This is a genomic window from Bacillus cereus group sp. BfR-BA-01383, from assembly GCF_022663495.1.
Taxonomy (GTDB): Bacteria; Bacillota; Bacilli; order Bacillales; family Bacillaceae_G; genus Bacillus_A; species Bacillus_A cereus_AU.
The window spans coordinates 101621-127959 of sequence record NZ_JAKUFP010000001.1 but is presented as its reverse complement, the minus strand read 5'-3'; the positions used below and the strand labels follow the sequence as shown (position 1 = coordinate 127959).

Below are 26339 nucleotides of genomic sequence, written 5' to 3'. Positions count from 1 at the left end.
TTTTACTGGAATAAAGATTTAACAAAATCAATGATACTAGAGAAGAAATCTTTAACTTTATCTAAGAAACCTTGACCTTCTTCAGATCCTAAAAAGGCAGAAACGTGTTCTTTTGCTTTATTTAATTGACTGCCAACTTGATTCCAATCGATATTAAGATTTTTCATTTTATCAAATAACGCTACTAAGTTATCTAGCTGTTCATCTGTTAATGTAATGCCGAGTTGATCAGCAATTTTTTGAATTAATGAACGTAAATCTTCTGTTGTTTTTGGCTGTTCTTTTGCAATTTCTTCTTTAATTTTCGCAACAAGTTGAACTGCTTTTTCTTCACCAATTTTATCGCCGAGCTGGGCTGTTTGCACCATTTCTTCATTGGCTACTTTTTTTACTTCTTCAGGAATTTCTTTGTTCGATGTTGTTTCATAGGCCTTCATTAAACCTGTTAAAGCAGCAGTTCCTGAAACTTTGAATGGCGCAGTAATTTGAATCTCTGCATCCTTCACACCTGCTGTAATAAGTGCATTTGTGTACATTGCATCTGTTATGGAATTAATGTTTTTCGAACGTACAATGAGACCAGATCCTGGCTTTGTGTATGTAATCATAGAAGAGGAAATTGCTCTCGTACCAATTTGGGCTTTTGGAACAATTTCATCTAGAAATTTATGTTCTTCCGCATTAGACACAGTAATGATTGTAGCATCTTTTGGTGCTTTCATTTCTTTTAACAGATCTTGTTTTTGTTGTTCAGATAAGTTTTCTCCTAGTGTAACAATTGATTCTCCTTCAATGATGTCTGCAAATGAAGCTGTTGGCATTATAAATACCGTTACAGCTAATAGCAGAGCTAGTAATTTCGTTTTCACGAAAAATCGCTCCCTTTCTCTTTCTAAAATTTTCGGGCAACACAGTTATTATAGTATATATTTTTTATTTGTCACCTAGCTTTTTCCACATTTCAAAAAAGAAGTATGTAGATTGTCGGATTCTTTTTGTTTCTAGTCATGAATGTGGTAATATAGTGCTGAGATAGTTGAAAGGAGACATATACGTATGAAAACTTTAGGATACATATTAATGGAAAATGGTGAAAAAATCGAGTTGGAATTTTTCCCAGAAGAAGCACCGAAAACAGTAGAAAACTTTAAAAAATTAGCAGAGCAAGGATTTTATGATGGCGTGACATTCCACCGCGTTATTCCTGGCTTCGTAAGCCAAGGTGGAGATCCAACAGGTACAGGAGCAGGTGGCCCAGGTTACTCTATTCCATGTGAAACTGATGGAAATCCTCATAGACATCTTGTTGGCTCACTTTCTATGGCACATGCTGGTCGTAACACAGGCGGTAGCCAATTCTTTGTTGTTCATGAGCCACAACCGCATTTAGACGGTGTACATACTGTATTCGGTAAAGCAACAAGCGGTATTGAAACAGTATTAAACATGCGTCAAGGCGATGTAATGAAAGAAGTTAAAGTTTGGGAAGAATAAGTTATGGAAAAAAAGAGAGCTTTTGCTCTCTTTTTTATTTTTAAATAGGAATGGATATTTCCATTGCAGTACATGATACGAGTAGTATTGTTGTGAAAATATATTGTTCATGAGAACAAACTTTTAACAAATTACATAGAATACATTAAATTTATATGTTTCAATAAATATTTTTTATTATATTAATTTTGCTAGAATTATGCTTGACTAATAATGAAGTGCTGCTAGATGAAAGATTTCTCCTCTTTTTTATCCCGCTATTTGTGGGCAGTAAAACTCCCACCTCAAAATTCGGCTGGAGCAAAGAAGTTAGATGGGAGGCAGGCTGCCCGTAAATACCCGATTGGTGAGGGCTAATAATCAGTGGGGATGAACAAAACCCCTATTGATTAAAGTTTCACTTTATATAAAATTGTCTTGTTTTTGGAATCTACTTATTAAAGAAATAGTGTGGAAACATCTATTTGACTTTCTTCTTTTCACTTTGTATGATTATCAAGTTGTTTTAGACTCTTCTCACTCTGTTGAAAATATTGTAAAATGAATGTGATATGAAAAGAGTGATTGAGGGGATTCATAGTTTGTAACTTTTGTAAGAAGGGATAAGGGTTATGTTAATTCGTTTTAAAAAAAGTTATGAAAAAATTGCAATGGGGCTTCTTTCGTTTATGCCAACTGAAAAAGATGTGAAAACATTACAATTGACAATGAAAGAATATGAAGCAAAAGATGATTGGCAATTGTATTTGTGGAAACAAAATGAAGATTTTGTTGGAATAATGGGGATTGTAAAGAAAGAGAATCAAGTATTAGAAATTCAGCATTTGAGTGTGAACCCGTCTCACCGCCATATGGGAATTGGGACGAAGATGGTTCAAGAGTTAAAGGGTAAGTTTCTTGAGTTTACAATTTGTGGGAATGAGCAAACGGCAAGTTTTTGCGAAAAGTGTAAAGGGCTTGAACAAAATATACATTCGTGAAAGCAGGGATAAGTAGTTTATTATCTCTGCTTTCTTTTTTGTAATTGTTCGTTTCGTTCAGTGATGACTTCTGTTCGATCACGTAACGTGTGCTTATGAATGATATATTCACTAGGAGTAGCATTCACGTTTTTCCAAAGTAGGTTTTGTTTCTGGCATAACTGTACACAGCGCTTTTCTAACGACGCATCTGATAACGGTAAAAATAACGGTGTAAAACCTTCTTTTTTATGTATAGATTGCACTCTTTCGTTGAGTAAGAATAGAAGTTGTGTTTGATCTATTCCTAAACGTAGTAAAGGTGCATTGTTTTTTTCTAAAATTGTGATTGCGCTTTTCATCATTTTCTCTGCGCCATTCCAGTTAGAGCGTCTTTGATGGTATAAGGAAACTGCAATTTGAATGAGACCAACTAAGTAAGTATCGCGATTTCCTCTAGGTTTTGTCTTCCAATACTCTTCAAGTATTTCATGACATTCAAAATAATCATAATCTCCGTGAAAATGAATTAAAAATTGTATGTATTCAGTAGGATACATTTTTTTCGCTCCTGTCTAACGGTTATAAATACAAGTGTATCATAGAAATACAAACAATAAACGACTAGGGGATTTCCCTAGCCGTTATTGTTCATATTAGCAGAAGCAAGCTGCCCCTACAATAATTAGTAAAATAAACAATACAACAAGTAATGCGAACCCACCGCTAAAACCGCAATCAACGTGACCCATAGTTTTTTGACCTCCTACATTGTTCTTACTACACTGTTATCATATGAAGCGGTGGGCATGATGACATAGGCATAGGTCTATTTTTAATTAAATTTCTTAAAAAGGTTGGATAGAACATGAGTATGCTCTATACTTATGTTGTTATAGAAAAAATGTGGTGGGATGCTTTGTGCAGTATAATTTTAAAGTAGAGGCTTTTGAAGGGCCTTTAGATTTATTGTTACATTTAATACATCGTTATGAAATTGACATATATAATATTCCTGTAGCGGAAATTACAGAGCAATATTTATCTTATGTTCATACGATGAAGGAACTACAATTAGATGTTGCAAGTGAGTATTTAGTAATGGCTGCAACGTTATTACAAATTAAAAGTAAAATGTTGTTGCCGAAACACGAAGAAGATGTACTTGATAACGGTGATGACTTTATAGATGATCCTCGTCAAGAATTGATGGAGAGGTTAATTGAATATAAGAAATATAAGCAAGTTGCTACTGAGTTAAAAGAAAGAGAACAAGAAAGAGCACAGCTATATACACGTCCACCAATTGATTTTACATCGTTGCAACAAGAAGAGGATACAAACTTACCTCTTGATGTTACGTTATATGATATGCTAGCGGCATTTCAAAAACTAATGCGCCGTAAAAAAGCAAAAAAACCTGTAACAACACGTATTACTCGTCAAGAAATACCAATTGAACAGCGAATGACTGATATTTTAAAGCAGTTAGAAATACAAGGTGGTCGTCAAAGTTTTTATGATTTGTTTGCTGATGATGAACGTGAAATAATGGTTGTAACATTTTTAGCGGTTCTTGAGCTTATGAAAAATCAACAAATCATAATTGAGCAAGAACATAATTTTGATGAAATTTTCGTATCAAGCTCTAATAAATCTGCATAGAGCCAGCATGTGAAAATGGGATAGGAACATGTTATCTCATGCTAAGTTTTAATGTATCGTTTGGAACAAGAGAAGAAATATTGAACCGAACGCATTAACTGTGATTCGGTTTTTTGATGTGTATTTTTATGGGAAAATAGGAGGAAGGAGCTTGTAAAATGGATAAGAAAGAACAAAAATCGATTATTGAAGGGCTTTTATTTGTTTCTGGTGATGAAGGGATTTATCCAGAACAAATAGCGAAAGTTCTTGAAATTGAAGTAACCGAAGTAATCAGTACTTTAGAAGAAATGCAAAAAGAATGTGAAGGTGCACATCGTGGTTTGCAAATTGTACAGTATGCAAAAGTATTTCGCTTTGCTACAAAGAAAGAACACGCTTCGTACTATCAAAAATTAATAGATATCCCAACAGCTGCTTCACTCTCTCAAGCTGCTCTTGAAACGTTAGCGATTGTTGCATATCGCCAACCGATTACAAGGACTGAAATGGAAGAGATTCGAGGAGTGAAAACGGACAAGGCGTTACAAACGTTAGTTTCCCACTTACTTATTAAAGAAACAGGAAGAGCAGAAGGGCCAGGGCGTCCTATTTTATATGGAACGACGAAAGAATTTTTGGACACATTCGGATTGAAAACATTAGATGATTTACCGTCGCTTTCTGAAGAAAACGAACAAATGAATGAAGCGGATTTATTCTTCGGTTCTTTACAAGAAATATCAAAATAAAAGCTTAGCATTTTGCTAAGCTTTTTTTGTATATCAATTATATACCGTGCCATACTAAGTGAAAAAAGGAGACGAGTTATGAAAGGTATGCGAAATATATTATTATTAGTTTCTGTTTTGTTATGCTTTTCTTTAAATAGCGCATCGGCTCAAAGGTACATGATGTCTATTCATACTGCGTCTTCTTTACATATGCAGCGGCAGCATCTCAGTAAAATGAAAGTGAGTTTTTTAAAAGTTGGACAAGGGGATGCGACCCTTATCATCTTGCCAAATGGACAAACGATGTTAATTGATGGTGGACCTTATGAAGCAGGAGAGGTTATCATTCAAAAACTAATCGAGAAAGGGATTAACCATTTAGATGTTATCGTCAGTACGCATCCTGATATGGACCATATAGGAGGACTAATTCCGATTGTAGAACAGATGCCGGTTTCCCTTATATTAGATAGTGGGAAAACATATAGTTCTTTTACTTATCATACGTATCGTAACAATATTAAAAAAAGAGGAATTCCATTTGTTTCTGTGAAAGAAGGGCAATACATACCGCTAGATCCACATGTCTCCATACAAGTATTAAACAATGGGAAATCAAAAGATGAAAATAATGAATCTTCAATCGTGTTAAAGGTTCGATATGGAAAAGCAGATTTTTTATTAATGGGCGATGCTGATGTGCGGACGGAAACGGAAATAATAAAGCAATTTGATGTCCATGCTGATGTGTTAAAAGTGGGACATCATGGCTCATATACTTCAACAAATGAATTGTTTATAAAAAAAGTAGAACCGCAGTTCGCTATTCTTTCATACGGGAGCAGCAATCCGTATGGACATCCTCACCAAAGTGTAGTAAAGCGATTAAAACGGCATGGTATAATGATATATGGCACAAATAAACGAACTGTAGAAATGGAAACAGATGGTGAACATATTACGACAGGGTCTAGTGGATTAATGCCATTATTGAAGTGATTTATCCCGGGAGCCCTGCTGCCGGTAAACGCCCGATTGGTGTGGGTTAATAATCAGTGGGGATGAACAAAACCCCCACTGATTATAGTTTCCCTTTATATAATAGAGGTGGATACTGTCCTTTTTTGGAAAAAATGAATAACATATATTATAATTTATGAGAGACGTAATAAGTTTCCGTTTCCGTTTTTGTTAAGGAAAATGGAAATTTCACTATAATGTATAGACAACTACTCGTGCATATATTAAGATAGAATTAGGCGAATAAGGTAATAAGAACAAGTAGGTATTTCATGGGAAAGGATCGATGAAAATGAAAACGCAAATTGTCATCAATGCCAAAATTTATACAGGTCAAGAAGTAGTGGAAAACGGATTTATTCGTTACGCAGAAACAATTCAAGAAATTGGTTTGATGGCTCAATATGTACCACAAGAAAATGAAACTGTTTTTGATGCTACAGGGAAGATTGTCATTCCAGGTATGATTGATGTTCATATTCACGGTGGATACGATATTGATGCGATGGATGCAAATAGCGATGGGTTAGTAACTCTAGGTAAAGAAATGTTACAAGAAGGAGTTACAACTTACTTCCCAACAACAATGACACAAGCTCCAGAAGCGATCGAAGCGGCGCTAAGTGCTGCGAAGGAAGCGAAAGAAAAAGGGGCGCATTTCGAATATATTCACTTAGAAGGACCGTATGTTTCAAAAAAACGTGCAGGTGCACAACCACTTGAACATATTGTTCCTGCGAATATTGAACAACTTAAACAATGGCAGGAAGCAAGCGGGAATCTAATTAAATTAGTAACATATGCACCAGAAGAAGAGGGCGCATTAGAGTTTGAACAGTATCTTGCTGAAACTGGTGTTGTTGGCACAATGGGGCATACAGATGCAATTGATGCACAACTAAAAAATAGAAAAATTACACATGCAACACATTTGTACAATCAAATGCGTGGATTACATCACCGTGAACCAGGAGTTGTTGGTCATGTGTTATTAAATCCAGATGTAATGGTCGAAGTAATTACAGATGGTATTCATATTCACCCTGATATGGTGAAATTAGCATATAAATTAAAAGGGCCGAAAAAAGTAAGTGTCATTACTGACGCAATGCGTGCAAAAGGTCTTGAAGATGGATTATATGAGCTTGGCGGACAGCCAGTACATGTAAAAGATGGTAGTGCTCGATTAGAGGATGGAACGTTAGCTGGTAGTATTCTAAAAATGGATCAGGCTTTCCGAAATGTAATTGAGTTTACAGGATGCTCAATCGAGGATGCAGTACTCATGACATCAGTTAACCAGGCAGAAGAGTTTGGATTAAACAATAAAGGTGCGTTAGCGGTAGGAAAAGATGCAGACTTTGTTGTCATGACTGATAAATTACATGTATATGATACGGTTCGTTTAGGAATTCATATGAAGGAAGGGAAGTAATTAAATGAATATTCTTGTTGTAAAAACTCCAGAAGAATTAGCAGAAGCAGGCTATAAATTAATTGAAGAAGTTGTAAAAACAAAAGAAAATCCAACATTAGGAATGGCTACAGGAAGCTCTCCATTAGGTATTTATGCAGAAATGCGAAAAAATAAACTTGATACAAGCCATACAACCACTGTAAACTTAGATGAGTACGTAAATTTACCACACGAAGATAAAAACAGCTATCACTATTTCATGCAAGAACAGTTGTTTAATCATCTTCCATTTAAACAAACTTATGTACCAAACGGGATGGCAAGTGATTTAGAGGAAGAGTGCAAACGTTACGAGAGCACTCTAGTTGCTAACCCAGTTGACCTACAGATTCTTGGAATCGGTGAAAACGGTCACATCGGATTTAACGAGCCAGGAACATCGTTTAATTCTCCAACGAATATTGTTGAATTAACAGAGTCTACACGCCAAGCAAACCTTCGTTTCTTCGAAAAAGAAGAAGATGTGCCAACTCATGCGATCACAATGGGAATCGGAAGTATTATGAAAGCGAAACAAATTCTACTTGTTGCTATGGGTTCTAAAAAGGCAGAAGCTGTTAAAGAGTTATTACAAGGCGAATATAATGAAGCGTGTCCTGCTACAGTTTTACAACGTCATCCGAATGTAACCGTAATTGCTGATCAAGAAGCTCTAACTTTATGCAGTGAGGCGATTGCTGATGAACATCGACAAGTATTCACCATTTCCGATCTATTATCAGATTCAAGAGTGGGTGAAACAGCTAATTGAGGCCGGCGAATGGAAGCCGGGAGATAAAATCCCATCTGAGAATGAACTTTGTGATAAGTTCGAAGTGAGTCGTATGACAATCAGACAGGCGATTAATAATTTAGTGGAACAAGGCTATTTATATCGGAAACGTGGAATTGGAACGTTTGTCCAACTTCCGAAAGTGGAGCAAAAATTGCAAGGAATGACGGGATTCACAGAAGATATGATATCTCGCGGGATGAATCCAAGTAGTCAATTACTTAGTTTCCGCCTCGTTCCAGCTACTGTGAAAATAGCAGACCGGCTTAGAATACAAGAGGGAGAGTCGGTTTATGAAGTGAGGCGTATTCGCTTAGCTGATGATGAGCCGATTGCTTTTGAGACGACATATTTGTCGCCAACTCTTGTAAAGGATATTAATGAAGAAATATTGCAACAATCTTTATATGAACATTTAGAGAAAAAACTGGGCTTTAAGCTTGTTAGCGCTACTCAATCAATTGAGGCTTCAATTGCAACGGATAATGAAGCTGAACATCTGCATATTCCTAAAAAGGCGCCTGTTCTTGTAATGCGTCAATGGTCATATTCAGAAGGTGAGACACCGTTAGAGTATGTGAAATGTATTTATCGTGGAGATCGTTATAAATTTATTACAAATATCGCACGTAACAAATAATATATTTCAGTTTGTGAAGTACAGTGAATTTTAAAGTGTTTAACATGTAAAGAAATAAAAATACGACTCACTCCTTATAAGGAGTGAGTCGTATTTTTATTATGAGCAATCACGTGGTTAACGGCATCTTTAACCGCATCTACTACATAGTGAGCGTGTTTTTTTACTGCGTCATCTGCTTGAGACATAGCAAAACTGTGAGGAGTTAAAGAAAACATTGGAATATCATTGTAAGAATCCCCTATGCAAGCAATTTCCTCTGGTTGTAATTGAAATTCTTTTAATAAAACAGAAATAGCAGAACCTTTACTAATATTTGGTGGCATTACATCTAAACATTGTTCTGCGGAAATGAACGTACTAACTTTTCCATGGAATTTTTCATCAATCTTTTTCTGAAGGAGTTGTAAGCTTTCTTTTGTTCCGCCAACAGAAATTTTATTTGGAAAAATTGTATCATCTATTTTCTGTAATAAATTAGGTTCTTCAACAGAAGTCATTGTTACTTGTTGTTCCAGTTCATGAATAAACGGTGTTTTCTCTTCAATGTAATAATTATGCTCATCACTTATATAACGGAAATAAGGATCTTCATTTGTCATTGCTAACAAATCAGGTAGAATACTCGAGTCGAATGTCGCAGATAACAGCTGCTTATTTTCATGTGTATATACGAAAACGCCATTTACACTAATGCGATGGAAATTTGTATTTACAGCTTGCATTAAATTTGCAATTTCATTATCAAGTCGGCCAGAAGCGAAACAAAGAATCACATTTTGCTCAGCCAGACTACGAAGTGCGACGATATCCTGTTCGTCAATTAGACCTCCGTGTTGCATCATTGTACCATCGATATCACTCACAAACATTTTTATCATATTGCGGTCTCCTTTCTATGTACAGTTGCCCTTACATTATACGCATCATATACAAACATGTCTAAAAAATGAATTTTCATTAAATGGTAGATGTTTTACATTGACGACAAAGAAGAATGTTCTGTAACATAAAAGTAGGCTATTTAAGTACGAGGGTGGTGTTATATGAATAATTATCTAGAAATTAAAAAAGTTTTAAATAATAATGTCATCATTGCTAGCCATCCTGAACACGAGGAAGTAGTAGTGATTGGTAAAGGGATTGGTTTTGGAAAAAAAGCGAAAGATGTGCTAGAGCAAGAACAAGTTGAAAAAATGTTTATATTAAAAAATGAACGTGATCGTGAGCAATACAAATTGTTAGTGCCACATGTGAGTGAAAAATTAATTGAATTGATGAATGACATTATGTTCTACATTCAAGAAAAGGCAAAATCTCCATTAAATGAACATATTCATATCGCTTTAACAGATCATATTTCTTTTGCAATTAAGCGGTTAAAACAAGGACTTACAATTGATAATCCTTTTTTAGTTGAAACGAAAATGCTCTATCCGGAGGAATATGAAATTGCTGAAGGTGTTGTAGACCTTTTAAATTCTCGTTTGCAAATTACATTGCCAGAAGGAGAAATTGGTTTTATCGCACTTCATATTTACAGTTCACTTACAAATTCGGATTTATCTTCGATTAATCAAAACTCCCGTCTCATTGCGCAGCTTGTGTCTTTAATTGAGACAAACTTACAAATTACATTAGATCAAGAAAGTATTCACTATTTACGCCTTATTCGTCATCTGCAATATGCTATTGAACGGGTGAAAAAAGGAGAAGAGGTAGAGGAATCACAAAGTTTTGCTGATTTATTAAAAGCAGAATATCCAGTCTGTTATAACTTAGCTTGGAAGCTAGTTAAGGTCATGCAAAAAGAGTTGCAACTTCCTGTATATGAGGCGGAGAGCATATATTTAACGATGCATTTGCAACGATTAGTAAAAGCGGAGCATGTGTAAAAAGACATATATTTTTGTCTAAAATGAAAACGTTAAAAAAAATCATTGAATCGCTTACAATAGTTAGGTATAATAACTATTGCAAAGTTATACAAATTTCGACAAACACATTAAGGTGAGTAACGAAAACGTTTGCCTTAGTTATAGTGAACTTATACGTAAACCTATTTTTGACACGTGTTACTGATTCGATCAGGCATGAGTGGAGAAAAGTAAGGAATGTAAGCTAGAGAAAGGGATATACTACCCTTTGTATAGCTATCGTTCTATCTTTTTTTCCTCATGCCTTTTTGGCGTTTGTCGAAAAGTATCAATATAGATAAGAGAGGAAGGGTTTCCATGTTTAAGAAGATCTTTGGTGTTCTTCAAAAAGTCGGAAAAGCGCTTATGCTTCCAGTAGCGATTTTACCGGCGGCAGGTATTTTACTTGGATTTGGTAATGCATTTCAAAATCCACAGTTAACAAATGTTATTCCTGCTTTAAAAGCAGATTGGTTCGTAATGGTTGCAAAAATTATGGAACAATCTGGTGATATTATTTTCGCTAACCTTGCATTACTATTCGCAGTTGGGGTAGCAATCGGTTTAGCTGGCGGTGACGGAGTAGCTGGTTTAGCAGCATTCGTTGGTTACTTAATTATGAACAAAACGATGAGTGTGTTCTTAGAAGTAGATAAGTTAGTGAAAGTAACAAGCACTGGAACAGATCCAGTGAAAATTGGATTTGCAGATCCTGCATATGCCAATGTATTAGGAATTCCAACACTGCAAACCGGGGTATTTGGTGGTATTATCATCGGTATAGTAGCGGCATATTGCTATAATAAATACTTTAATATTGAATTACCATCATACTTAGGTTTCTTTGCAGGTAAGCGTTTCGTACCGATCGCAACTGCAACATTCTCATTAGTAGTAGGTATTATCATGTGTTTCGTTTGGCCATACATTCAAGGTGGCTTAAATACGTTCTCACATCAAATGATTGATGCAAATAGAACGTTAGCAGCATTTATTTTTGGTTTAATTGAACGTTCATTAATTCCATTTGGACTACATCACATTTTCTATTCACCGTTCTGGTTCGAATTCGGTCAGTATACAAATGCAGCTGGCGAATTAATCCGTGGTGACCAAAAAATCTTTATGGCACAGTTAAAAGATGGTGTAGAATTAACAGCTGGTACATTTACAACTGGTAAGTATCCGTTCATGATGTTCGGTCTTCCAGCAGCAGCGTTAGCAATGTACCATGAAGCACGTCCAGAAAATAAAAAATTAGCAGCTGGTATTTTAGGATCTGCTGCATTAACATCTTTCTTAACAGGTATTACAGAACCACTTGAATTTTCATTCTTATTCGTAGCGCCAGTACTATTCGGAATTCACGCTGTATTTGCGGGTCTATCATTTATGACAATGCAAATTTTAGGTGTTAAAATTGGTATGACATTCTCTGGTGGTTTAATCGACTTTATCTTATTCGGTGTACTACCAGGCCGTACAGCATGGTGGTGGGTAATTGTTGTTGGTCTTGTACTAGCAGTTATTTACTACTTCGGATTCCGTTTTGCAATCCGTAAATGGGATTTAAAAACACCTGGTCGTGAAGTAGCAAATGCTAATGACGGTGCAGGGAAAACAGAAGCAGGAGAACTTCCTCGCGAAGTATTAGTAGCACTTGGTGGTAAAGAAAACATTGCGTCATTAGATGCTTGTATTACTCGTTTACGTGTTCAAGTTAACGAACAAAAAAATGTAAACAAAGATCGTTTAAAAGAGCTTGGTGCAGCCGGTGTACTTGAAGTTGGAAATAACATTCAAGCAATCTTTGGACCGAAATCTGACACATTAAAATCACAAATTCATGATATTATGTCAGGTCGTACACCTCACGTAGAAAAAGAAGAAGCAGTAAAGGTAGAAGAAGCTCCTCAAAAAGTTGATGAAAATGAAACAATCGTTTCACCAATCGAAGGGAAAATTTTACCAATCACAGAAGTACCTGACCAAGTATTCTCAGGAAAAATGATGGGAGACGGATTTGCAATTGAGCCAACTGAAGGAACAGTAGTTGCTCCAGTTAACGGTGAGATTGTCAATGTATTCCCTACAAAGCATGCGATTGGTATTCAATCTGAAGGCGGAAAAGAAATTTTAATCCACTTCGGCATTGATACTGTAAAATTAAATGGTGAAGGATTTGAGGCACTTGTAGCACAAGGCGACAAGGTGAAACAAGGACAACCATTATTAAAAGTAGATCTTGCATTTGTAAAAGAAAATGCGCCATCTATCATTACACCAATTGTATTTACAAACTTACAACAAGGGCAACAAGTCGAATTGAAAAAAGATGGAAATGTTAAGAAGGGCGAAAACGCTATTATTGACATCCAGTAGGAATTTGACGCAAAATGTTTATAATTATAATAGGCGATGTGGTTGACCGAACATCGCCTATTATATACAATAGATGATGTAGTACTCACGTCTATACAACTAAAAAATACTGTAATTTAAAGGAGATAAATTATCATGGAAAAAATCTTTAAAGTAACTAGCGACTCAGGAATTCACGCACGTCCAGCAACTTTACTTGTAAATACTGCAAGCAAATTTGGTTCTGACATTAACTTAGAATATAACGGAAAAAACGTTAACTTAAAATCAATCATGGGCGTTATGTCTTTAGGAATTCAACAAGGCGCGGAAATTAAGATCACTGCAAATGGTGATGATGCAGCTCAAGCACTAGCAGCTATCGAAGAAACTATGAAAAACGAAGGATTAGGAGAATAATGACTCTTAACATTCAAGGGATCGCTGCATCAAGTGGGATTGCTATTGCGAAGGCTTTCCGACTTGAAAATCCTGAATTTAACATTGAAAAGAAATCAATTACAAACGAAGCTGCTGAAATTGCACGCTTAGACGCTGCGCTTGAGAAAGCAAAATCTGAACTAGAAGCTATTAAGGACCACGCTTTTGCTGAGCTAGGTGCTGATAAAGCTGCTATCTTTGAAGCACATTTATTAGTATTAAATGATCCGGAATTAGTAAATCCAGTAAAAGATAAAGTAAACAGCGAAAAAGTAAATGCTGAATTTGCAATGGATGAAGTTGCATCAATGTTTATTTCTATGTTTGAAAACATGGATAACGAATATATGAAAGAACGTGCTGCGGATATTCGCGACGTAACAAAACGTGTTCTTGCACATTTACTAGGAATTAACTTCTCTAATCCTGGTACAATTTCTGAAGAAGTAATCATCATTGCTGAAGATTTAACACCATCTGATACAGCTCAGTTAAACCGTAAGTACGCAAAAGGTTTCACAACTGATATCGGTGGACGTACATCTCACTCTGCAATTATGGCTCGTTCTATGGAAATTCCAGCTGTTGTTGGTACGAAAGTTGTAATGGAGAAAATCCAAAATGGCGATATCGTAATCATCGACGGTTTAGATGGAGAAGTAATTGTAAACCCATCTGAAGAAACTCTTCGTTCTTTTGAAGAAAAAAAAGCGAAATTTGAAGAGCAAAAAACTGAATGGGCAAAATTAAAAGATCAAGCTACTGTAACAAGTGATGGACATCACGTTGAGCTTGTTGCAAATATCGGAACACCAAATGATGTGCAAGGTATTATCGATAATGGCGGAGAAGGCGTTGGTTTATACCGTACAGAATTCTTATACATGGGCCGTGACAATCTTCCAACAGAAGAAGAGCAGTTCGAAGCGTATAAAGCAGTTCTTGAAGGTGTAAAAGAAGGTCAACCAGTCGTTGTTCGTACACTTGACATCGGTGGAGATAAAGAGCTTCCATACTTACATTTACCAAAAGAAATGAACCCATTCTTAGGATACCGTGCAATTCGCTTATGTCTTGATGAGCAAGATGTGTTCCGTACACAACTTCGCGCATTACTTCGTGCTAGCGTATACGGTAACTTAAAAATTATGTTCCCGATGATTGCGACTCTTGATGAGTTCCGTCAAGCGAAAGCAATCTTATTAGAAGAGAAAGAAAGACTTGTAGAAGCGGGTACAACTGTTTCTGATTCTATTGAAGTTGGTATGATGGTTGAAATTCCAGCTTCAGCAGTATTAGCAGATCAATTCGCAAAAGAAGTTGATTTCTTCTCTATCGGAACAAATGACTTAATCCAATACACAATGGCTGCAGACCGTATGAACGAACAAGTATCTTACTTATACCAACCATATAACCCATCTATTTTACGTCTTGTAAAAATGGTTATCGATGCTGCTCATAAAGAGGGCAAATGGGCTGGTATGTGTGGTGAGATGGCAGGAGATTCACTTGCTATCCCATTATTATTAGGGTTAGGTTTAGATGAGTTCAGTATGAGTGCAACATCTATCCTTCCTGCAAGAACACAACTAAGCAAGTTGTCAAAAGCAGAAATGGAAACATTAGCAGAAAAAGCATTAACAATGTCAACTGCTGAAGAAGTTGTTGAATTAGTTAAAAGCATATAAATATAAAAAAACCTGAGTCGATTTGAAATCGGTCTCAGGTTTTTTCTATGAGAAAAGTAAATCTTATTTTCTTACTATAGAGGATAAGGCACAGAATTAGATAGCGATAGCAACGATATCAGTTGGGCATACACGTAAAATACCAGTAAAAGTATTTTGATTGTTCTTATCGTCTTTATTGTTATCTTTGTTGTTGTTATTAGCTAAAGCAGAGAAAAGAGCAACTCCGTTAGCGAATCCTTCAAAAATTACGTTACGGAATGTTCCGTTACCTCTAATGCTTAAAAGAGAAAGCTCTGTTCCAACTGAAATGTTTCTAAGGACGTTACATACAGCATGTTGTTGTGGTCTAACTTCTTCTTTCTCTTTCTCTTTCTCACGGTGGTCGCGCTCTCTTTCATGATGATGACATTCTCTAAAGTTATCACAGCATCCAAATGATCCAAACATAATCCTCATCACCCCCTTCACACTTATAATCTATGTAAGTTTGACTGTTGGTGACTGGACAGAGAAGGGAAATTTTTCTAGGGGATTTTCTCATTTTAAAGGACTAGATGGGTGTTTATTACGGAATGATGTTTAAAATAGGGCAAATATCACAAAAAAATGTAAAGACCACCGAAATGAATGAAATAGGTAGCCTTTACACTTTTTTGCTTTTATATAAAACGATGATATATACAGGAAGAGCTAAGAGTAGTGGTGCAATGGATCGTGCAGTATGTTTTTCTGCTTCTAATTGGAATGCTTCTTCTTTTGGGAATTGTAGCATTGATATGTTTGCAGCATCGCCAATGAAATAAAGAAGTAGTACAGTCACTATGTAACTTAAAAGTGCGATAAAGCTTCCGTATGAACTCAATGAAAATCCCTCTCTTGTTATCTATTTGTTATCATTGTATCACAATTGTAACAAAAACACACGGTTATATTTCGGTGATTAAACAAATTTCGACATGAAACGCCATGTTTTTTTATGAGAATAGTATAAACTTTACTATTTCTCTATGTGTAGATGTCGAATAATACATTGTAATATTACGGATGTGTAACAGAACATAAAAAACGAAGGTAATGAAATTACCTTCGTTTTTTATCCCTCTATTGTGGGCAGTAAAAGCCTGAGGGCCGATTAAAGTTTCACTTTATTATTTCGCCCATTCACTCACTTGTTCTACGCTCATTCGTGGTGCAGGGTGGCCTTTTAAAGTTGATTCACCAATTGTAATAAGCATAATTGGTACGTAACGAGATGAAACATTGAATTCTTCTGTAAGTGCTTGTGGATTAAAACCACCAATAGCGCAAGTATCCCATCCAGTTGCTTTAGCTGCAAGCATAAGCTGCATTGCTGCTAAAGAGGCATTTGAAAAGGCAGCATCTCTTGGGAATTGCTCACGAGCGTATGCAGATTCAATGTTTTTAGCTAAACGCTCTTTTGCCTCTTCTTTCATAAATCCTTGTTCTACGATTGGACCATAAACAGGTTCAACGTTTTTATAGGCTTCTAGATCACCTAAAATAGCGACTACTGCAGAAGCGTCGAGAATTTGTTGTTGGTTATAAGCAATTGGGTGTAATCTTTTTTGTACATCTTCGCCTTGGAAAACAAGGAATTTCCAGTGTTGTAAGTTCCAAGCAGATGGTGCTTGTGCAGCTGCTTTTAAAATTTCGTGTAGTTCTGTAGAAGAAATTTCTTTGTCTGGGTTGAATGCACGTGTAGATGTGCGTTCATATAGAACGTTAAAAAAGTTATCGTTTGTCATAATATATCCTCCAAATTGCAAATCAAATTATTAAAAAATACATGTAATACATTCTACTTACATTTTGTAAGTTGTCGAATTTAAGAATATAATACCTTTATTTTAATTGTCAAGTTTTAAAGAGTAAGCTAGGGCATTCATACAAACGAATCAATTCCTGTAGTCATACACTAAAAAAGGAATTTATAGAGTGAAAAAAGAAAAGAGAACATTCTCAATTAGCTTGTTAACATGTATACCTCACTAATTAATATTTTTGGAGAACAGTCTATTATAAAATGTTTGTGAGGAATGCAGTAGAACAAGATATATGAAGTGAGTGAAGACTAGTGATGAACATACTACATTTTTTATTAGAGAATACGGTTTTCCAAAATGTATTACAAGATCTTCAGTTAAATGTCCTTTATATAGAAAATGGATGCACACATCAACAAACGATAGAAAATATCCATCCAAAATGTATGTTTATAGCAAATAGTTTTGAAGAAGGAGAAATATTGTTTCATAAGACTAGACCACATATTGTAATTATGTATGTAACAGATTTTTCTCAAATAAAATATATAAAGAATATGTATAATCCACATAGTACATTCATTGTCATTTGGGATCAACAGATAACAAATGAGTTTACAGAGGTGCTTACGTTAGGAATACGTAATATTGTGATAGCCCCCGTAACTCCACAAGTAGTGTTAGAGGAAGTGAATAAGAGTTTGTATCAACTTTCTTTAGTGCGGCAAGTAAGTTTGCAGCAAGAACTACTTCAAACGATGTTTGATTTTCAAAATGATTTATTATTTATAGTAGAAGATGATGAGATTGTTGATTGTAATACAAATTTTTTAGCGTTTTTCGGATATGAAAATTTGTTTGCTTATCGTGAGCAACATTTAGTATTTGCTGAACATTTTATTAGAGAAAACGGATATTATTCGACGACTCATGATATAACATGGTTAGATGATACATTATCATATGATAGAAGAATTAAGATGTCCAATTATGAAGGGGACATATCAACTTTTTTATTGCGTGCGACACCTTTGCCAGAAGACTTATCGAGATTTATTGTAAAGTGTACAGAGATTACAGAATTAGATGAAATCTATCAAGAGCAAGAAAGATTGGCTATGATAGATTCATTGACAGAAATATATAATCGTTTAAAATTCCAACAAATATTGGAGACAGAGTGGGAGAAGGTAATACGTAATGATGAAAAAATAGCACTTATTTTATTTGATATAGATAATTTTAAAACAGTAAATGACACATATGGCCATGATTTTGGTGACTTAGCATTGGTACAACTTGCAGAGCTTATGAAATCTAAGATGGAGCAGCAACATGTATTTGCAAGATGGGGAGGAGAAGAATTTATTATACTAGTGACAAATACAGTGGAAAAAGAAGCATTTCAAGTTGCAGAGTCATTACGGTTTTTCATTGAAACAAAGCACTTCTCTGGAATTTCGAAGTTAACAGCGAGTTTTGGAGTTGCGTTATATGAGCAAGGGATTACAAGAGAGGAATTAATGCAACGAGCGGATATTGCATTATATGAAGCGAAAAAAAATGGGAAAAATCAAGTGTGCGTATATAGAAAAGAAAAAATGTAATTTTTCGCAACAAATTGTTGCGATTTTTTTTTGTTGTCTGATAATAGAATTAGGAAAGTATTTTTAATGAAGTATACGATAAAAAAATAATCATTATAGTTTATGTTCTGAGCTTACGGTGTAATCTATTATTTTTTTGTGAATTAAAGGAAAGAATAGTAGCAACGAGTATATTCGGTTGTTGAATTAGAAGTAGTAAATAATATAGAAGGAAAAGAAAAAGGTTAGTATAGGATCTAAAAGTAAATCAATCTTTAGTAGGAAAGTAATGTAATGAGAAGTTTTGGTTGGAGATAACGAACATGTTATATTGAATAAAGAACTTGTTATTTTGTCTTCAAATGTGAAAAATGATATGGATGATGAGTGTAATAAAGAGTGCCGCGAGATAGTAAGAGATTTATTAGAACAAAGGGGATGGGAAAATGGAACATAAAAGTGTATCAATAGGTTTCATCGGTATTGGTGTAATGGGAAAAAGTATGGTGCGTCATTTAATGCAAGAAGGTCATAAGGTGTATGTATATAATAGAACGAAAGCGAAGACAGATTCTTTGGTGCAAGATGGTGCAAATTGGTGCGATACACCGAAAGAGTTAGTGAAGCAAGTTGATGTTGTAATGACTATGGTTGGATATCCACATGATGTAGAAGAAATATACTTTGGGATAGATGGAATTTTAGAGAATGCAAATGAAGGCACAATAGCAATTGATTTTACAACATCTACCCCAACATTGGCAAAGCGTATTAATGAAGTTGGTAAAAGAAAGAATGTATATACATTAGATGCACCTGTATCTGGAGGAGATGTTGGAGCTAAAGAAGCAAGACTCGCAATTATGGTCGGTGGAGAGAAAGAAATATATGATAGATGTTTACCGTTATTTGAAAAACTAGGAACGAATATTCAGTTGCAAGGACCAGCTGGGAGTGGACAACATACAAAGATGTGCAATCAAATTGCGATTGCTTCCAACATGATAGGAGTATGTGAAGCTGTTGCTTATGCGAAAAAGGCTGGATTAAACCCGGATAAAGTATTAGAGAGTATTTCAACAGGTGCAGCAGGTAGCTGGTCATTAAGTAATTTAGCTCCTCGAATGTTAAAGGGAGATTTTGAACCAGGATTTTATGTAAAGCATTTTATGAAGGATATGAAGATTGCTTTAGACGAGGCTGAAAAATTACAATTACCGGTACCAGGTTTAAGTTTGGCGAAGGAATTGTATGAAGAGCTAATCGCAGATGGAGAAGAGAATAGCGGAACACAAGTGTTATACAAAAAATACATAAGGGGGTAAACGAGATGGATCTTCAAAAGTTTGACGAGATGATTGACACTGTACAGCGAGTAACTTGTATACAAATAAATGAAAAGCAGAAAGAAGCATTTAAACAAAAATATGACTTTGAACCGAAATTCGAATATGGAAGAGATGAGAAGGGGCATTATGTTATTCGAACTTCGAAAAAGATGTTAGAGGAAATGGAGTTTTATTTGGCACTGAAATATGATCGGGATGGAATTGCCCTTTATATGCATGCTGAGATTGAAGGGACATGTCATGTATCCGTTAGCTATAGTGAAGATGCACTTCATTTGCAAGAGTTGTTTCAATTTCTAGAAGAAAATAAATAAAAGTCCTCATTTGAGGACTTTTATTTATGAAGATGTATTTAATTCTTATAATTATAAGTTAGAAGCCCGGCGGCACCGTTCAATTGGGAATGGAATAACTTGCGCAATGTGATTAGAACCAAATCGTTTCGCTCGAGCATGGCGTAATATATAAAATGCACACAGAATCGAAACAGGAATAGCACCGAATAAACCAAATAATAAAGCGCTTACACAAGATGCAACAAATCCTAAAATACCAACTTCTAACTCTTCCATAATAGCGCCTAAAATAACAGGAATAGCTCCGCATGTAACTCCAAGTATAAGTGCAATAAGTAAACTCATGATTATCCCCCTCTGTTCGCGATATTATTTTCCTTATTAGTAATTGTAGTATATCATACGTAAAACAGAATTTTCAGAAAAAATTCAAAAAAAGTTCAATAAATGTTCAAAAAATGTTAAAAAACTGAAGAGGATAATTCCACCTTAAAAAGGAAAGGGAGAAATTTTTGAGTAAATAAAAAATCAGACTTATTTCAAAAGATGAAATAAGTCTGTTCCATAGGAGGATGTATATATGTAGAGTGAATAAAAGGTTGGAAAAGGGGATCCAATTCCTTTTATTCAACTAACTACCTTAATAGATTGGAACCCAGCCTTCAGTTGTAACAAAAATACGAATAGCTACAACTTGACGATCATCTTGCAAGGTAAAATAATGTCTTGCATTTTCAGGAACAGATATTAGATCGCCTGGCTCAAGTTCAACATCAAAGAACTTCCCATCTTTTCCTTCAATAGCAAAGATGCCATGACCACTGACAATAAAGCGAACTTCATCATCTGTATGATGGTGTTCTTTTTGGAAATTAATTAATAATTCGTCAAGGTTAGGTGTGCTACTTGAAAGTGAAATGACATCATGTGCTTTATAACCTCGGCGTGCTGAAACATCAGCGATTTCTTTTGAAAAAACCGCTAATATTTCAGCTTTGTTTTCATCTGTTAACGAATAATTTTCATTTAAATGAGTAGGAAGTTTAGAAATATTCCATTTCTCATATAAAACGCCTTCTTCTTGTAGAAATTTTGATACTTCCACCTCATTTTCAATGCGAGTATTTACTTCATGAATACGAATTTGCGCCATTAGAAACGCCTCCTTGAATTGATAATAGTTTTATATGAAATTGGAATAAAAACTCATAAGCTTCTAATCTTTTCTTTGCATCAAAGCTATCTCGGCCCCATACGGTAATACCATGGTTACGGATTAATATTGCTCCCGAATCTCCTTGTATATGCTTTCGGAAGTTTTCTCCAAGAGTTGGGATATGGGCATGGTTTTCGATAATAGGAATGTGAATCGTTGCACCTTCTTCCCAAATATCAAGAGCTTTAATAATTTCTTGATTTTGAAGGGTGACTGCATCACTATACAAATTTGTGATGACATTGTTATCAGTTGTATGAATGTGAAGTACGCACCCGGCATTCGTATTGTTATAAATATGTGTATGCAATATTGTTTCTGCTGAAGGGCGTAATTCAGTCTCTAATACGGGAACTCCTAAATGATCTACTAATAGAAAATCATCTGGAGTGGTTTTTGTTTTATCTTTACCGCTTGCTGTAATAAGAAAAGTAAGTGGCTCGTGACTAACCTTTATAGAAATATTACCACTTGTTGCTGGAAACCAATTTCGTGTTGTTAACTCTTTTTTGATCTCGCTTAAGTCATACCATTGACGAAAAAGTTGTTTCATAATTTCACCTCCAACAAATGTTTTAATTCAGCTTGAACATCCTGAAATGTTTCAAACGGTGTATAAGCAATACGATTTTCTTCACATTTGGTAATAAGAAAGTCGCGGGCAAATACTTTATCCGCTTGTTTCGCAGCTTGTAAATCAGTAATTGAATCTCCAATTACAATATGGAAGTCATTTGTATCACTTAATTTACGGATTAAAGATGATTTACATAATCCGCAATGATTTTGACAGTGATGATCACAAGGGTGAGGCCAATTAACTGTAATGCATTCGTTTGAAAAGTCTGTTTTATTACAGTAAATTTGCTCTTTTGGAATAATTCCTTGTAAGAGTGGATAGACGAAGAAATCCATTCCGCCTGATATTACGTAAAAAGAAATATTATTTTCATTTACAAATTGTATAAATTCACGAAAGCCACTACGAATTTCAGCAGTTTCTTTTAAAAATTGAATCATATCATCGTGTAGATTAGTAGGTAGCAATTGGAATAATTGAGAAACACCTTCTTGAATAGATAGCTCTTGTGATAAAATTCTATTCTTTACTTCTTCTGCTTCTGGTGGTGCGAATTTTTCCATAATGGACATAATGTTATCGTTATTTGTAATCGTACCATCGAAATCACAAAACACTTGAATACTCATAATTTCACCCCATGTGAGGGATTTCCCCATATTTGTAGTGCGCTATGCAAATTTATTTCATCTACTTCATGGAGTGGTTTTCCTTGCAAAGTAGCTTCAATTGCAGCACGGAATGCTTTGCCACCGCCCTGCGCTCCATTCGGATGCCCATGAATCCCACCGCCAGCATTAATAACAACATTTTTACCGAAATCTCGTAGAATAAAGGGAACGAAACCAGGGTGAATACCAGCAGATGGAACGGAAAAACTTTTCTTGAAAAATGCATCGTCTTCAGTTAAATATTTTGAGATGGTAAGAGCCTCTTCTTTTTCTAACGCAACGCTGCCATATGGAGAGGGGAATAAAGAAAAATCAGCACCAGCATAACGAAGCAGCTTTCCAAGTAATAGTGGAGACGAGATCCCATATAACTTGGATGCTGAATAAGCACCACTTACAGCAGGGTGTGCCATGATAGGAACTGGGATTTCGTCATCTTCTGCAAGTGATTGTAGTACATCTAGTCCGTAAGCAAATACGTTAAATAATAGAATATCAGCACCAGCTTGTACTGCACGTTTCGCATTTTCTTTTAAATCAAAAGTTCGTCCTGTTAAATTTACGGCATATAACGTTTTATGGCCGTGTGTTTCATATACAGATTGTAAAACTTCTTTTCCAGATACAATTCGCTTTGTTAGTGGTGTTAATGAATTCTCAAATAAAATTTCATCATCTTTTACGATATCCACACTACCACTTGCTTGATCGCGTAATTGCGTTTTTAAATATCCAATATTTCGTCCAATCATGCCTTTAAAAATACTCATTAAAAGAGGACGGTCATACACTTGTAAAAGGTTTCGAATGCCATCTACACCAAATTTCGGGCCAGGAAAATGCTTTTTTAACTCATCTGAAAAAGTTAAATCAATTAATTTCACTTCGCCATCAAGTGATAGCTTTCCGAATGTAGTTGTTAAAATCGCTGGTAAATCTGGACTGAAGTTTAATAATGGGTATTCTATTTTAATAATCCCGCGTTTTACTTTTTTACGTAGATACGAATTGATATGTTCTTGTTCATCTAATTCCTCAATATGAATGACATTGCCTTTATGTTGTTTTAATTGTTCTTGCAATAAGTGTGGCAAATGAGTCCAAGAGCCAATTGTTAAACCGAGTGCAATTTGCTCAGCTTTTTTTTCTAAGTTATGTGAATCGTCATGGATTAAATACGTCGCTATAATTCCGCTCATTGTTATAACCTCCTAGTTAAATAAAAAAACCTCTCAGCTAAGGAGAGGTTTTTTTACAACCAGCTCCTTATCTGTCAGCGTAATGCTGCGAGAATTAGCACCGTGTCTACGATTGTAGATCGGTTGCCGGGTTTCGTCGGGCTCGTCCCTCCACCTGCTCTTGATAAGAAGTATTTAGAAATGTTTAAATTTTTAAGATAACTGAATTTTGTCAGATATTTTTTATGTTGTCAACGATTTTTTGAAAAAATTTAATTTATCAATTCGATGAATTGCTTCTCGTAATCTATCTTCTGTATGCAAGAGACCAACACGGACATACCCTTCGCCATGCTCACCAAATCCAATACCAGGAGCAACTGCAACGTGTGCTTTTTCTAGTAAAATATCAGAAAATTGCTCAGATGTATATCCTTCTGGTACAGGAAGCCATGCGAAGAATGATCCTGTTGGAATATCAACATTCCAACCAATTGAGTGACAAGCTGAAATAAGAGCATTTCTCCTAGATTCGTAACTATTTACAAGATCTGTTACACAAGACTGTGAACTTAATAGTGCTTCGCGGGCTGCGTCTTGAACTGCACCAAAAATACTAACATACATATGATCTTGCAATAGGTTAATTGTTTCGATGACACTTTCATTCCCGACTGCAAAAGCAATACGCCACCCAGCCATATTGAAAGTTTTTGATAATGTGTAAATTTCAATTCCTGTATCTTTAGCGCCATCTGCTTGCAAGAAACTAACGGGTCTTTGACCATCAAACCCGATAGCACCGTAAGCAAAATCATGAACAACTAATATATTATGTTTATTAGCAAAATGAATGGTTGCATCAAAAAAATCTTTTGATGCAGTAGCGCCAGTAGGATTGTTTGGATAGTTTAAAAACATTAACTTTGCGCTCTCCGCAATAGAGTCATCAATTTTTGTATAATCCGGTAAAAAATTATTTTCTGCAATAAGCGGCATTGTTTCAAAGTGTGCCTTTGCTAAAGCAACTCCGGATAAATAATCTGGATAGCCTGGATCTGGAACGAGAATAGTATCACCAGGGTTTGTAAAACAAATTGGTAATTCTACTAATCCAGCCTTTCCACCAAACAAAATAGCAACTTCAGTTTTTGGATTTACTACTACATCATATTCACGTAGATAGAATGTTGCCACAGCTTCTTTTAAACTTTCATGTCCGCGAAATGGCGGATATTTATGATGAATGGTCTTTTCGGCAGCATCTTGTAAAGCTTTTACGATATGCTGTGGTGTTGGTTGATCTGGATTACCTTGACCTAGATTAATAACATCGTGACCAGCTGCAACGACTTTGTTAACTTTTGCAACAAGTGAAGCAAAAAATTGTGTTGGCAATGATGTTACTATCTCAGAAGGTTGAAATAATTTCATACTTTCCACCTCTTTTGAAAGTTGTTACAATTCTAGTGACAAATGATATAATCTTTCCAGTATTTTGTAAAGAAAAAAATAAGAATGGGGCTGACAAAATGAAAGTCGCATGTATTCAAATGGATATTGTCTTTGGAGATGTAGAAAAAAATATTGAGAACGCTAAAACTAAAATTAGTGAAGCGATGAAGGAAAGACCAGATGTTATTGTTTTACCAGAACTATGGACAACAGGATATGATTTAACGAGACTTTCTGAAATTGCAGATAGGAATGGATTAGAAACGAAAGAAAAGTTGAAAGAATGGTCGAAGCAATATGGTGTACATATTGTTGGTGGCTCGATAGCAAAGCAAACAGAGCAAGGTGTTACAAATACAATGTATGTTGTAAACAAGGAAGGAGATCTAGTCAATGAATATAGTAAAGTGCATTTATTTCAGCTGATGGATGAACATAAATATTTAGTAGCGGGTAATGAGACAGGTGAATTTAAGCTAGATGATGTAGAGTGTGCTGGCACAATTTGTTATGATATTCGTTTTCCGGAGTGGATGCGTGTTCATACTGCTAAAGGTGCAAAAGTTTTATTTGTTGTAGCAGAATGGCCATTAGTTCGTTTAGCACATTGGCGCTTGCTTTTGCAAGCGAGAGCAGTTGAAAATCAGTGTTATGTTGTTGCCTGTAATAGGGCAGGGAAGGACCCAAATAATGAATTTGCAGGTCATTCTTTAATTGTCGACCCTTGGGGTGAAGTTGTGGTAGAGGCAAATGAAGAGGAATCGATTTTGTTTGGCGAGCTTAAATTCGAGAAAATTCAAGAGGTTCGTAAAGGGATTCCAGTTTTTGAAGATCGTCGTCCAGAATTATACAAATAAAATGTTGACAAGTGATTTTTATTCTTGGTATAGTCTTCAACATAAAGTTAAAAATTCAAAAAATTATACAACTCTTATCAAGAGCAGGTGGAGGGATTTGGCCCGATGAAGCCCAGCAACCGACCGTAATACCATTGTGAAATGGGGCGTGTATTTACGCCAAAAGGCACGGTGCTAATTCCAGCAGAAAGTATACTTTCTGGCAGATAAGAGGG

30 protein-coding genes and 2 riboswitches are annotated in these 26339 nt (G+C 35.5%); of the genes, 17 read left to right on the top strand and 13 right to left on the bottom strand.

Annotation, left to right across the window (positions count from 1 at the left end; translation table 11 throughout):
- Positions 1–2: 2 nt before the first annotated feature.
- A complete protein-coding gene (locus MR065_RS00720) occupies positions 3–869 on the bottom strand; it encodes a DUF1002 domain-containing protein (RefSeq protein ID WP_242212129.1) in 867 nt (288 codons plus the stop codon).
- A 187-nt stretch (positions 870–1056) separates the two neighbouring features.
- Between MR065_RS00720 and MR065_RS00715 the strand changes: the two genes are divergently transcribed.
- The gene (locus tag MR065_RS00715) at positions 1057–1494 is read left to right on the top strand and encodes a peptidylprolyl isomerase (RefSeq protein WP_000853789.1); all 438 of its coding nucleotides are present in this window, start codon (positions 1057–1059) and stop codon (positions 1492–1494) included.
- Between the two features lie 611 nt (positions 1495–2105).
- Complete coding sequence (gene ribT / locus MR065_RS00710) at positions 2106–2474, top strand: GNAT family N-acetyltransferase RibT (protein ID WP_242212128.1); 369 nt, start codon at positions 2106–2108, stop codon at positions 2472–2474.
- A 20-nt stretch (positions 2475–2494) separates the two neighbouring features.
- On the opposite strand, the gene MR065_RS00705 is transcribed toward ribT, so the two are convergent.
- Together MR065_RS00705 and MR065_RS00700 are read right to left on the bottom strand one after the other, a co-directional pair.
- A complete protein-coding gene (locus MR065_RS00705; RefSeq protein ID WP_097904553.1) occupies positions 2495–3013 on the bottom strand; it encodes a DUF309 domain-containing protein in 519 nt (172 codons plus the stop codon).
- A gap of 96 nt (positions 3014–3109) precedes the next feature.
- Positions 3110–3205 (bottom strand): YjcZ family sporulation protein, encoded by a 96-nt coding sequence (locus MR065_RS00700; RefSeq protein ID WP_000510194.1) that lies wholly within the window; start codon positions 3203–3205, stop codon positions 3110–3112.
- A 169-nt stretch (positions 3206–3374) separates the two neighbouring features.
- Between MR065_RS00700 and scpA the strand changes: the two genes are divergently transcribed.
- The 6 genes from scpA to MR065_RS00665 all read left to right on the top strand — a co-directional run bounded on the left by scpA (position 3375) and on the right by MR065_RS00665 (position 8740).
- On the top strand, positions 3375–4118 hold the full coding sequence (scpA, locus tag MR065_RS00695) for a segregation/condensation protein A (protein ID WP_097904552.1): 744 nt from the start codon (positions 3375–3377) through the stop codon (positions 4116–4118).
- Between the two features lie 158 nt (positions 4119–4276).
- Positions 4277–4849 (top strand): segregation/condensation protein ScpB, encoded by a 573-nt coding sequence (scpB, locus tag MR065_RS00690; RefSeq protein WP_242212127.1) that lies wholly within the window; start codon positions 4277–4279, stop codon positions 4847–4849.
- A gap of 78 nt (positions 4850–4927) precedes the next feature.
- Positions 4928–5830, top strand: a complete 903-nt coding sequence (locus MR065_RS00685) for a ComEC/Rec2 family competence protein (protein ID WP_242212126.1) — start codon at positions 4928–4930, stop codon at positions 5828–5830.
- A gap of 313 nt (positions 5831–6143) precedes the next feature.
- Positions 6144–7286 carry an N-acetylglucosamine-6-phosphate deacetylase gene (gene nagA, locus MR065_RS00680; protein ID WP_242212307.1) on the top strand — a complete coding sequence of 381 codons (1143 nt, stop codon included), beginning with the start codon at positions 6144–6146 and terminating at the stop codon, positions 7284–7286.
- Between the two features lie 4 nt (positions 7287–7290).
- The gene (gene nagB / locus MR065_RS00675; protein WP_242212125.1) at positions 7291–8079 is read left to right on the top strand and encodes a glucosamine-6-phosphate deaminase; all 789 of its coding nucleotides are present in this window, start codon (positions 7291–7293) and stop codon (positions 8077–8079) included.
- Complete coding sequence (locus MR065_RS00665) at positions 8009–8740, top strand: GntR family transcriptional regulator (protein ID WP_277927207.1); 732 nt, start codon at positions 8009–8011, stop codon at positions 8738–8740. The genes nagB and MR065_RS00665 overlap by 71 nt, the downstream gene beginning before the upstream one ends.
- Positions 8741–8814: 74 nt before the next feature.
- On the opposite strand, the gene MR065_RS00660 is transcribed toward MR065_RS00665, so the two are convergent.
- On the bottom strand, positions 8815–9621 hold the full coding sequence (locus tag MR065_RS00660) for an HAD family hydrolase (protein ID WP_242212124.1): 807 nt from the start codon (positions 9619–9621) through the stop codon (positions 8815–8817).
- Between the two features lie 165 nt (positions 9622–9786).
- Between MR065_RS00660 and glcT the strand changes: the two genes are divergently transcribed.
- The 4 genes from glcT to ptsP all read left to right on the top strand — a co-directional run bounded on the left by glcT (position 9787) and on the right by ptsP (position 15149).
- Positions 9787–10635 (top strand): glucose PTS transporter transcription antiterminator GlcT, encoded by an 849-nt coding sequence (gene glcT / locus MR065_RS00655; RefSeq protein WP_097904546.1) that lies wholly within the window; start codon positions 9787–9789, stop codon positions 10633–10635.
- Positions 10636–10974: 339 nt separating this feature from the next.
- The gene (gene ptsG, locus MR065_RS00650) at positions 10975–13038 is read left to right on the top strand and encodes a PTS glucose transporter subunit IIABC (RefSeq protein ID WP_242212123.1); all 2064 of its coding nucleotides are present in this window, start codon (positions 10975–10977) and stop codon (positions 13036–13038) included.
- 135 nt (positions 13039–13173) lie between these two features.
- Positions 13174–13437: a phosphocarrier protein HPr gene (gene ptsH, locus MR065_RS00645; protein ID WP_000411079.1), complete on the top strand. Its 264-nt coding sequence runs from the start codon at positions 13174–13176 to the stop codon at positions 13435–13437.
- Positions 13437–15149, top strand: coding sequence for a phosphoenolpyruvate--protein phosphotransferase (gene ptsP / locus MR065_RS00640; RefSeq protein WP_098989253.1), 1713 nt, complete (start codon positions 13437–13439; stop codon positions 15147–15149). Before ptsH ends, ptsP begins: the two co-directional genes overlap by 1 nt.
- A gap of 96 nt (positions 15150–15245) precedes the next feature.
- Here the strand turns inward: ptsP and MR065_RS00635 are convergent, their stop codons facing one another.
- The 3 genes from MR065_RS00635 to MR065_RS00625 form a co-directional block, all read right to left on the bottom strand.
- Positions 15246–15599: a DUF3915 domain-containing protein gene (locus MR065_RS00635; protein WP_242212122.1), complete on the bottom strand. Its 354-nt coding sequence runs from the start codon at positions 15597–15599 to the stop codon at positions 15246–15248.
- A 196-nt stretch (positions 15600–15795) separates the two neighbouring features.
- Entirely contained in the window at positions 15796–16014 is a 219-nt protein-coding gene (locus MR065_RS00630) for a hypothetical protein (RefSeq protein ID WP_097904542.1), read from the bottom strand.
- A gap of 286 nt (positions 16015–16300) precedes the next feature.
- Positions 16301–16918 carry a nitroreductase family protein gene (locus MR065_RS00625; RefSeq protein ID WP_098267971.1) on the bottom strand — a complete coding sequence of 206 codons (618 nt, stop codon included), beginning with the start codon at positions 16916–16918 and terminating at the stop codon, positions 16301–16303.
- Between the two features lie 332 nt (positions 16919–17250).
- Between MR065_RS00625 and MR065_RS00620 the strand changes: the two genes are divergently transcribed.
- The 4 genes from MR065_RS00620 (at position 17251) to MR065_RS00605 (ending at position 20185) form a co-directional block, all read left to right on the top strand.
- The gene (locus MR065_RS00620; protein ID WP_242212120.1) at positions 17251–18543 is read left to right on the top strand and encodes a GGDEF domain-containing protein; all 1293 of its coding nucleotides are present in this window, start codon (positions 17251–17253) and stop codon (positions 18541–18543) included.
- 283 nt (positions 18544–18826) lie between these two features.
- On the top strand, positions 18827–18979 hold the full coding sequence (locus MR065_RS00615) for a hypothetical protein (RefSeq protein ID WP_242212315.1): 153 nt from the start codon (positions 18827–18829) through the stop codon (positions 18977–18979).
- Positions 18969–19847, top strand: a complete 879-nt coding sequence (locus tag MR065_RS00610) for an NAD(P)-dependent oxidoreductase (protein ID WP_242212115.1) — start codon at positions 18969–18971, stop codon at positions 19845–19847. Before MR065_RS00615 ends, MR065_RS00610 begins: the two co-directional genes overlap by 11 nt.
- Positions 19848–19852: 5 nt before the next feature.
- Entirely contained in the window at positions 19853–20185 is a 333-nt protein-coding gene (locus MR065_RS00605; protein ID WP_097904538.1) for a DUF3909 family protein, read from the top strand.
- A gap of 51 nt (positions 20186–20236) precedes the next feature.
- On the opposite strand, the gene MR065_RS00600 is transcribed toward MR065_RS00605, so the two are convergent.
- The 6 genes from MR065_RS00600 to MR065_RS00575 all read right to left on the bottom strand — a co-directional run bounded on the left by MR065_RS00600 (position 20237) and on the right by MR065_RS00575 (position 25246).
- On the bottom strand, positions 20237–20512 hold the full coding sequence (locus MR065_RS00600; RefSeq protein WP_242212113.1) for a hypothetical protein: 276 nt from the start codon (positions 20510–20512) through the stop codon (positions 20237–20239).
- A gap of 295 nt (positions 20513–20807) precedes the next feature.
- Positions 20808–21320 carry a 1,2-dihydroxy-3-keto-5-methylthiopentene dioxygenase gene (locus tag MR065_RS00595; protein ID WP_242212112.1) on the bottom strand — a complete coding sequence of 171 codons (513 nt, stop codon included), beginning with the start codon at positions 21318–21320 and terminating at the stop codon, positions 20808–20810.
- Complete coding sequence (locus tag MR065_RS00590; protein WP_242212111.1) at positions 21298–21936, bottom strand: methylthioribulose 1-phosphate dehydratase; 639 nt, start codon at positions 21934–21936, stop codon at positions 21298–21300. Before MR065_RS00590 ends, MR065_RS00595 begins: the two co-directional genes overlap by 23 nt.
- Complete coding sequence (locus MR065_RS00585) at positions 21933–22592, bottom strand: 2-hydroxy-3-keto-5-methylthiopentenyl-1-phosphate phosphatase (RefSeq protein WP_242212110.1); 660 nt, start codon at positions 22590–22592, stop codon at positions 21933–21935. Before MR065_RS00585 ends, MR065_RS00590 begins: the two co-directional genes overlap by 4 nt.
- On the bottom strand, positions 22589–23833 hold the full coding sequence (gene mtnW, locus MR065_RS00580) for a 2,3-diketo-5-methylthiopentyl-1-phosphate enolase (RefSeq protein ID WP_242212108.1): 1245 nt from the start codon (positions 23831–23833) through the stop codon (positions 22589–22591). The genes MR065_RS00585 and mtnW overlap by 4 nt, the downstream gene beginning before the upstream one ends.
- A 64-nt stretch (positions 23834–23897) precedes the next feature.
- Positions 23898–24003: riboswitch (SAM riboswitch) on the bottom strand.
- A 52-nt stretch (positions 24004–24055) separates the two neighbouring features.
- Positions 24056–25246, bottom strand: coding sequence for a pyridoxal phosphate-dependent aminotransferase (locus MR065_RS00575; protein WP_242212107.1), 1191 nt, complete (start codon positions 25244–25246; stop codon positions 24056–24058).
- A gap of 14 nt (positions 25247–25260) precedes the next feature.
- On the opposite strand from MR065_RS00575, the gene MR065_RS00570 reads away from it, so the two are divergent.
- Entirely contained in the window at positions 25261–26124 is an 864-nt protein-coding gene (locus tag MR065_RS00570; RefSeq protein ID WP_242212305.1) for a carbon-nitrogen family hydrolase, read from the top strand.
- Positions 26125–26195: 71 nt separating this feature from the next.
- A riboswitch (SAM riboswitch) is annotated at positions 26196–26337 on the top strand.
- Positions 26338–26339: the final 2 nt, after the last annotated feature.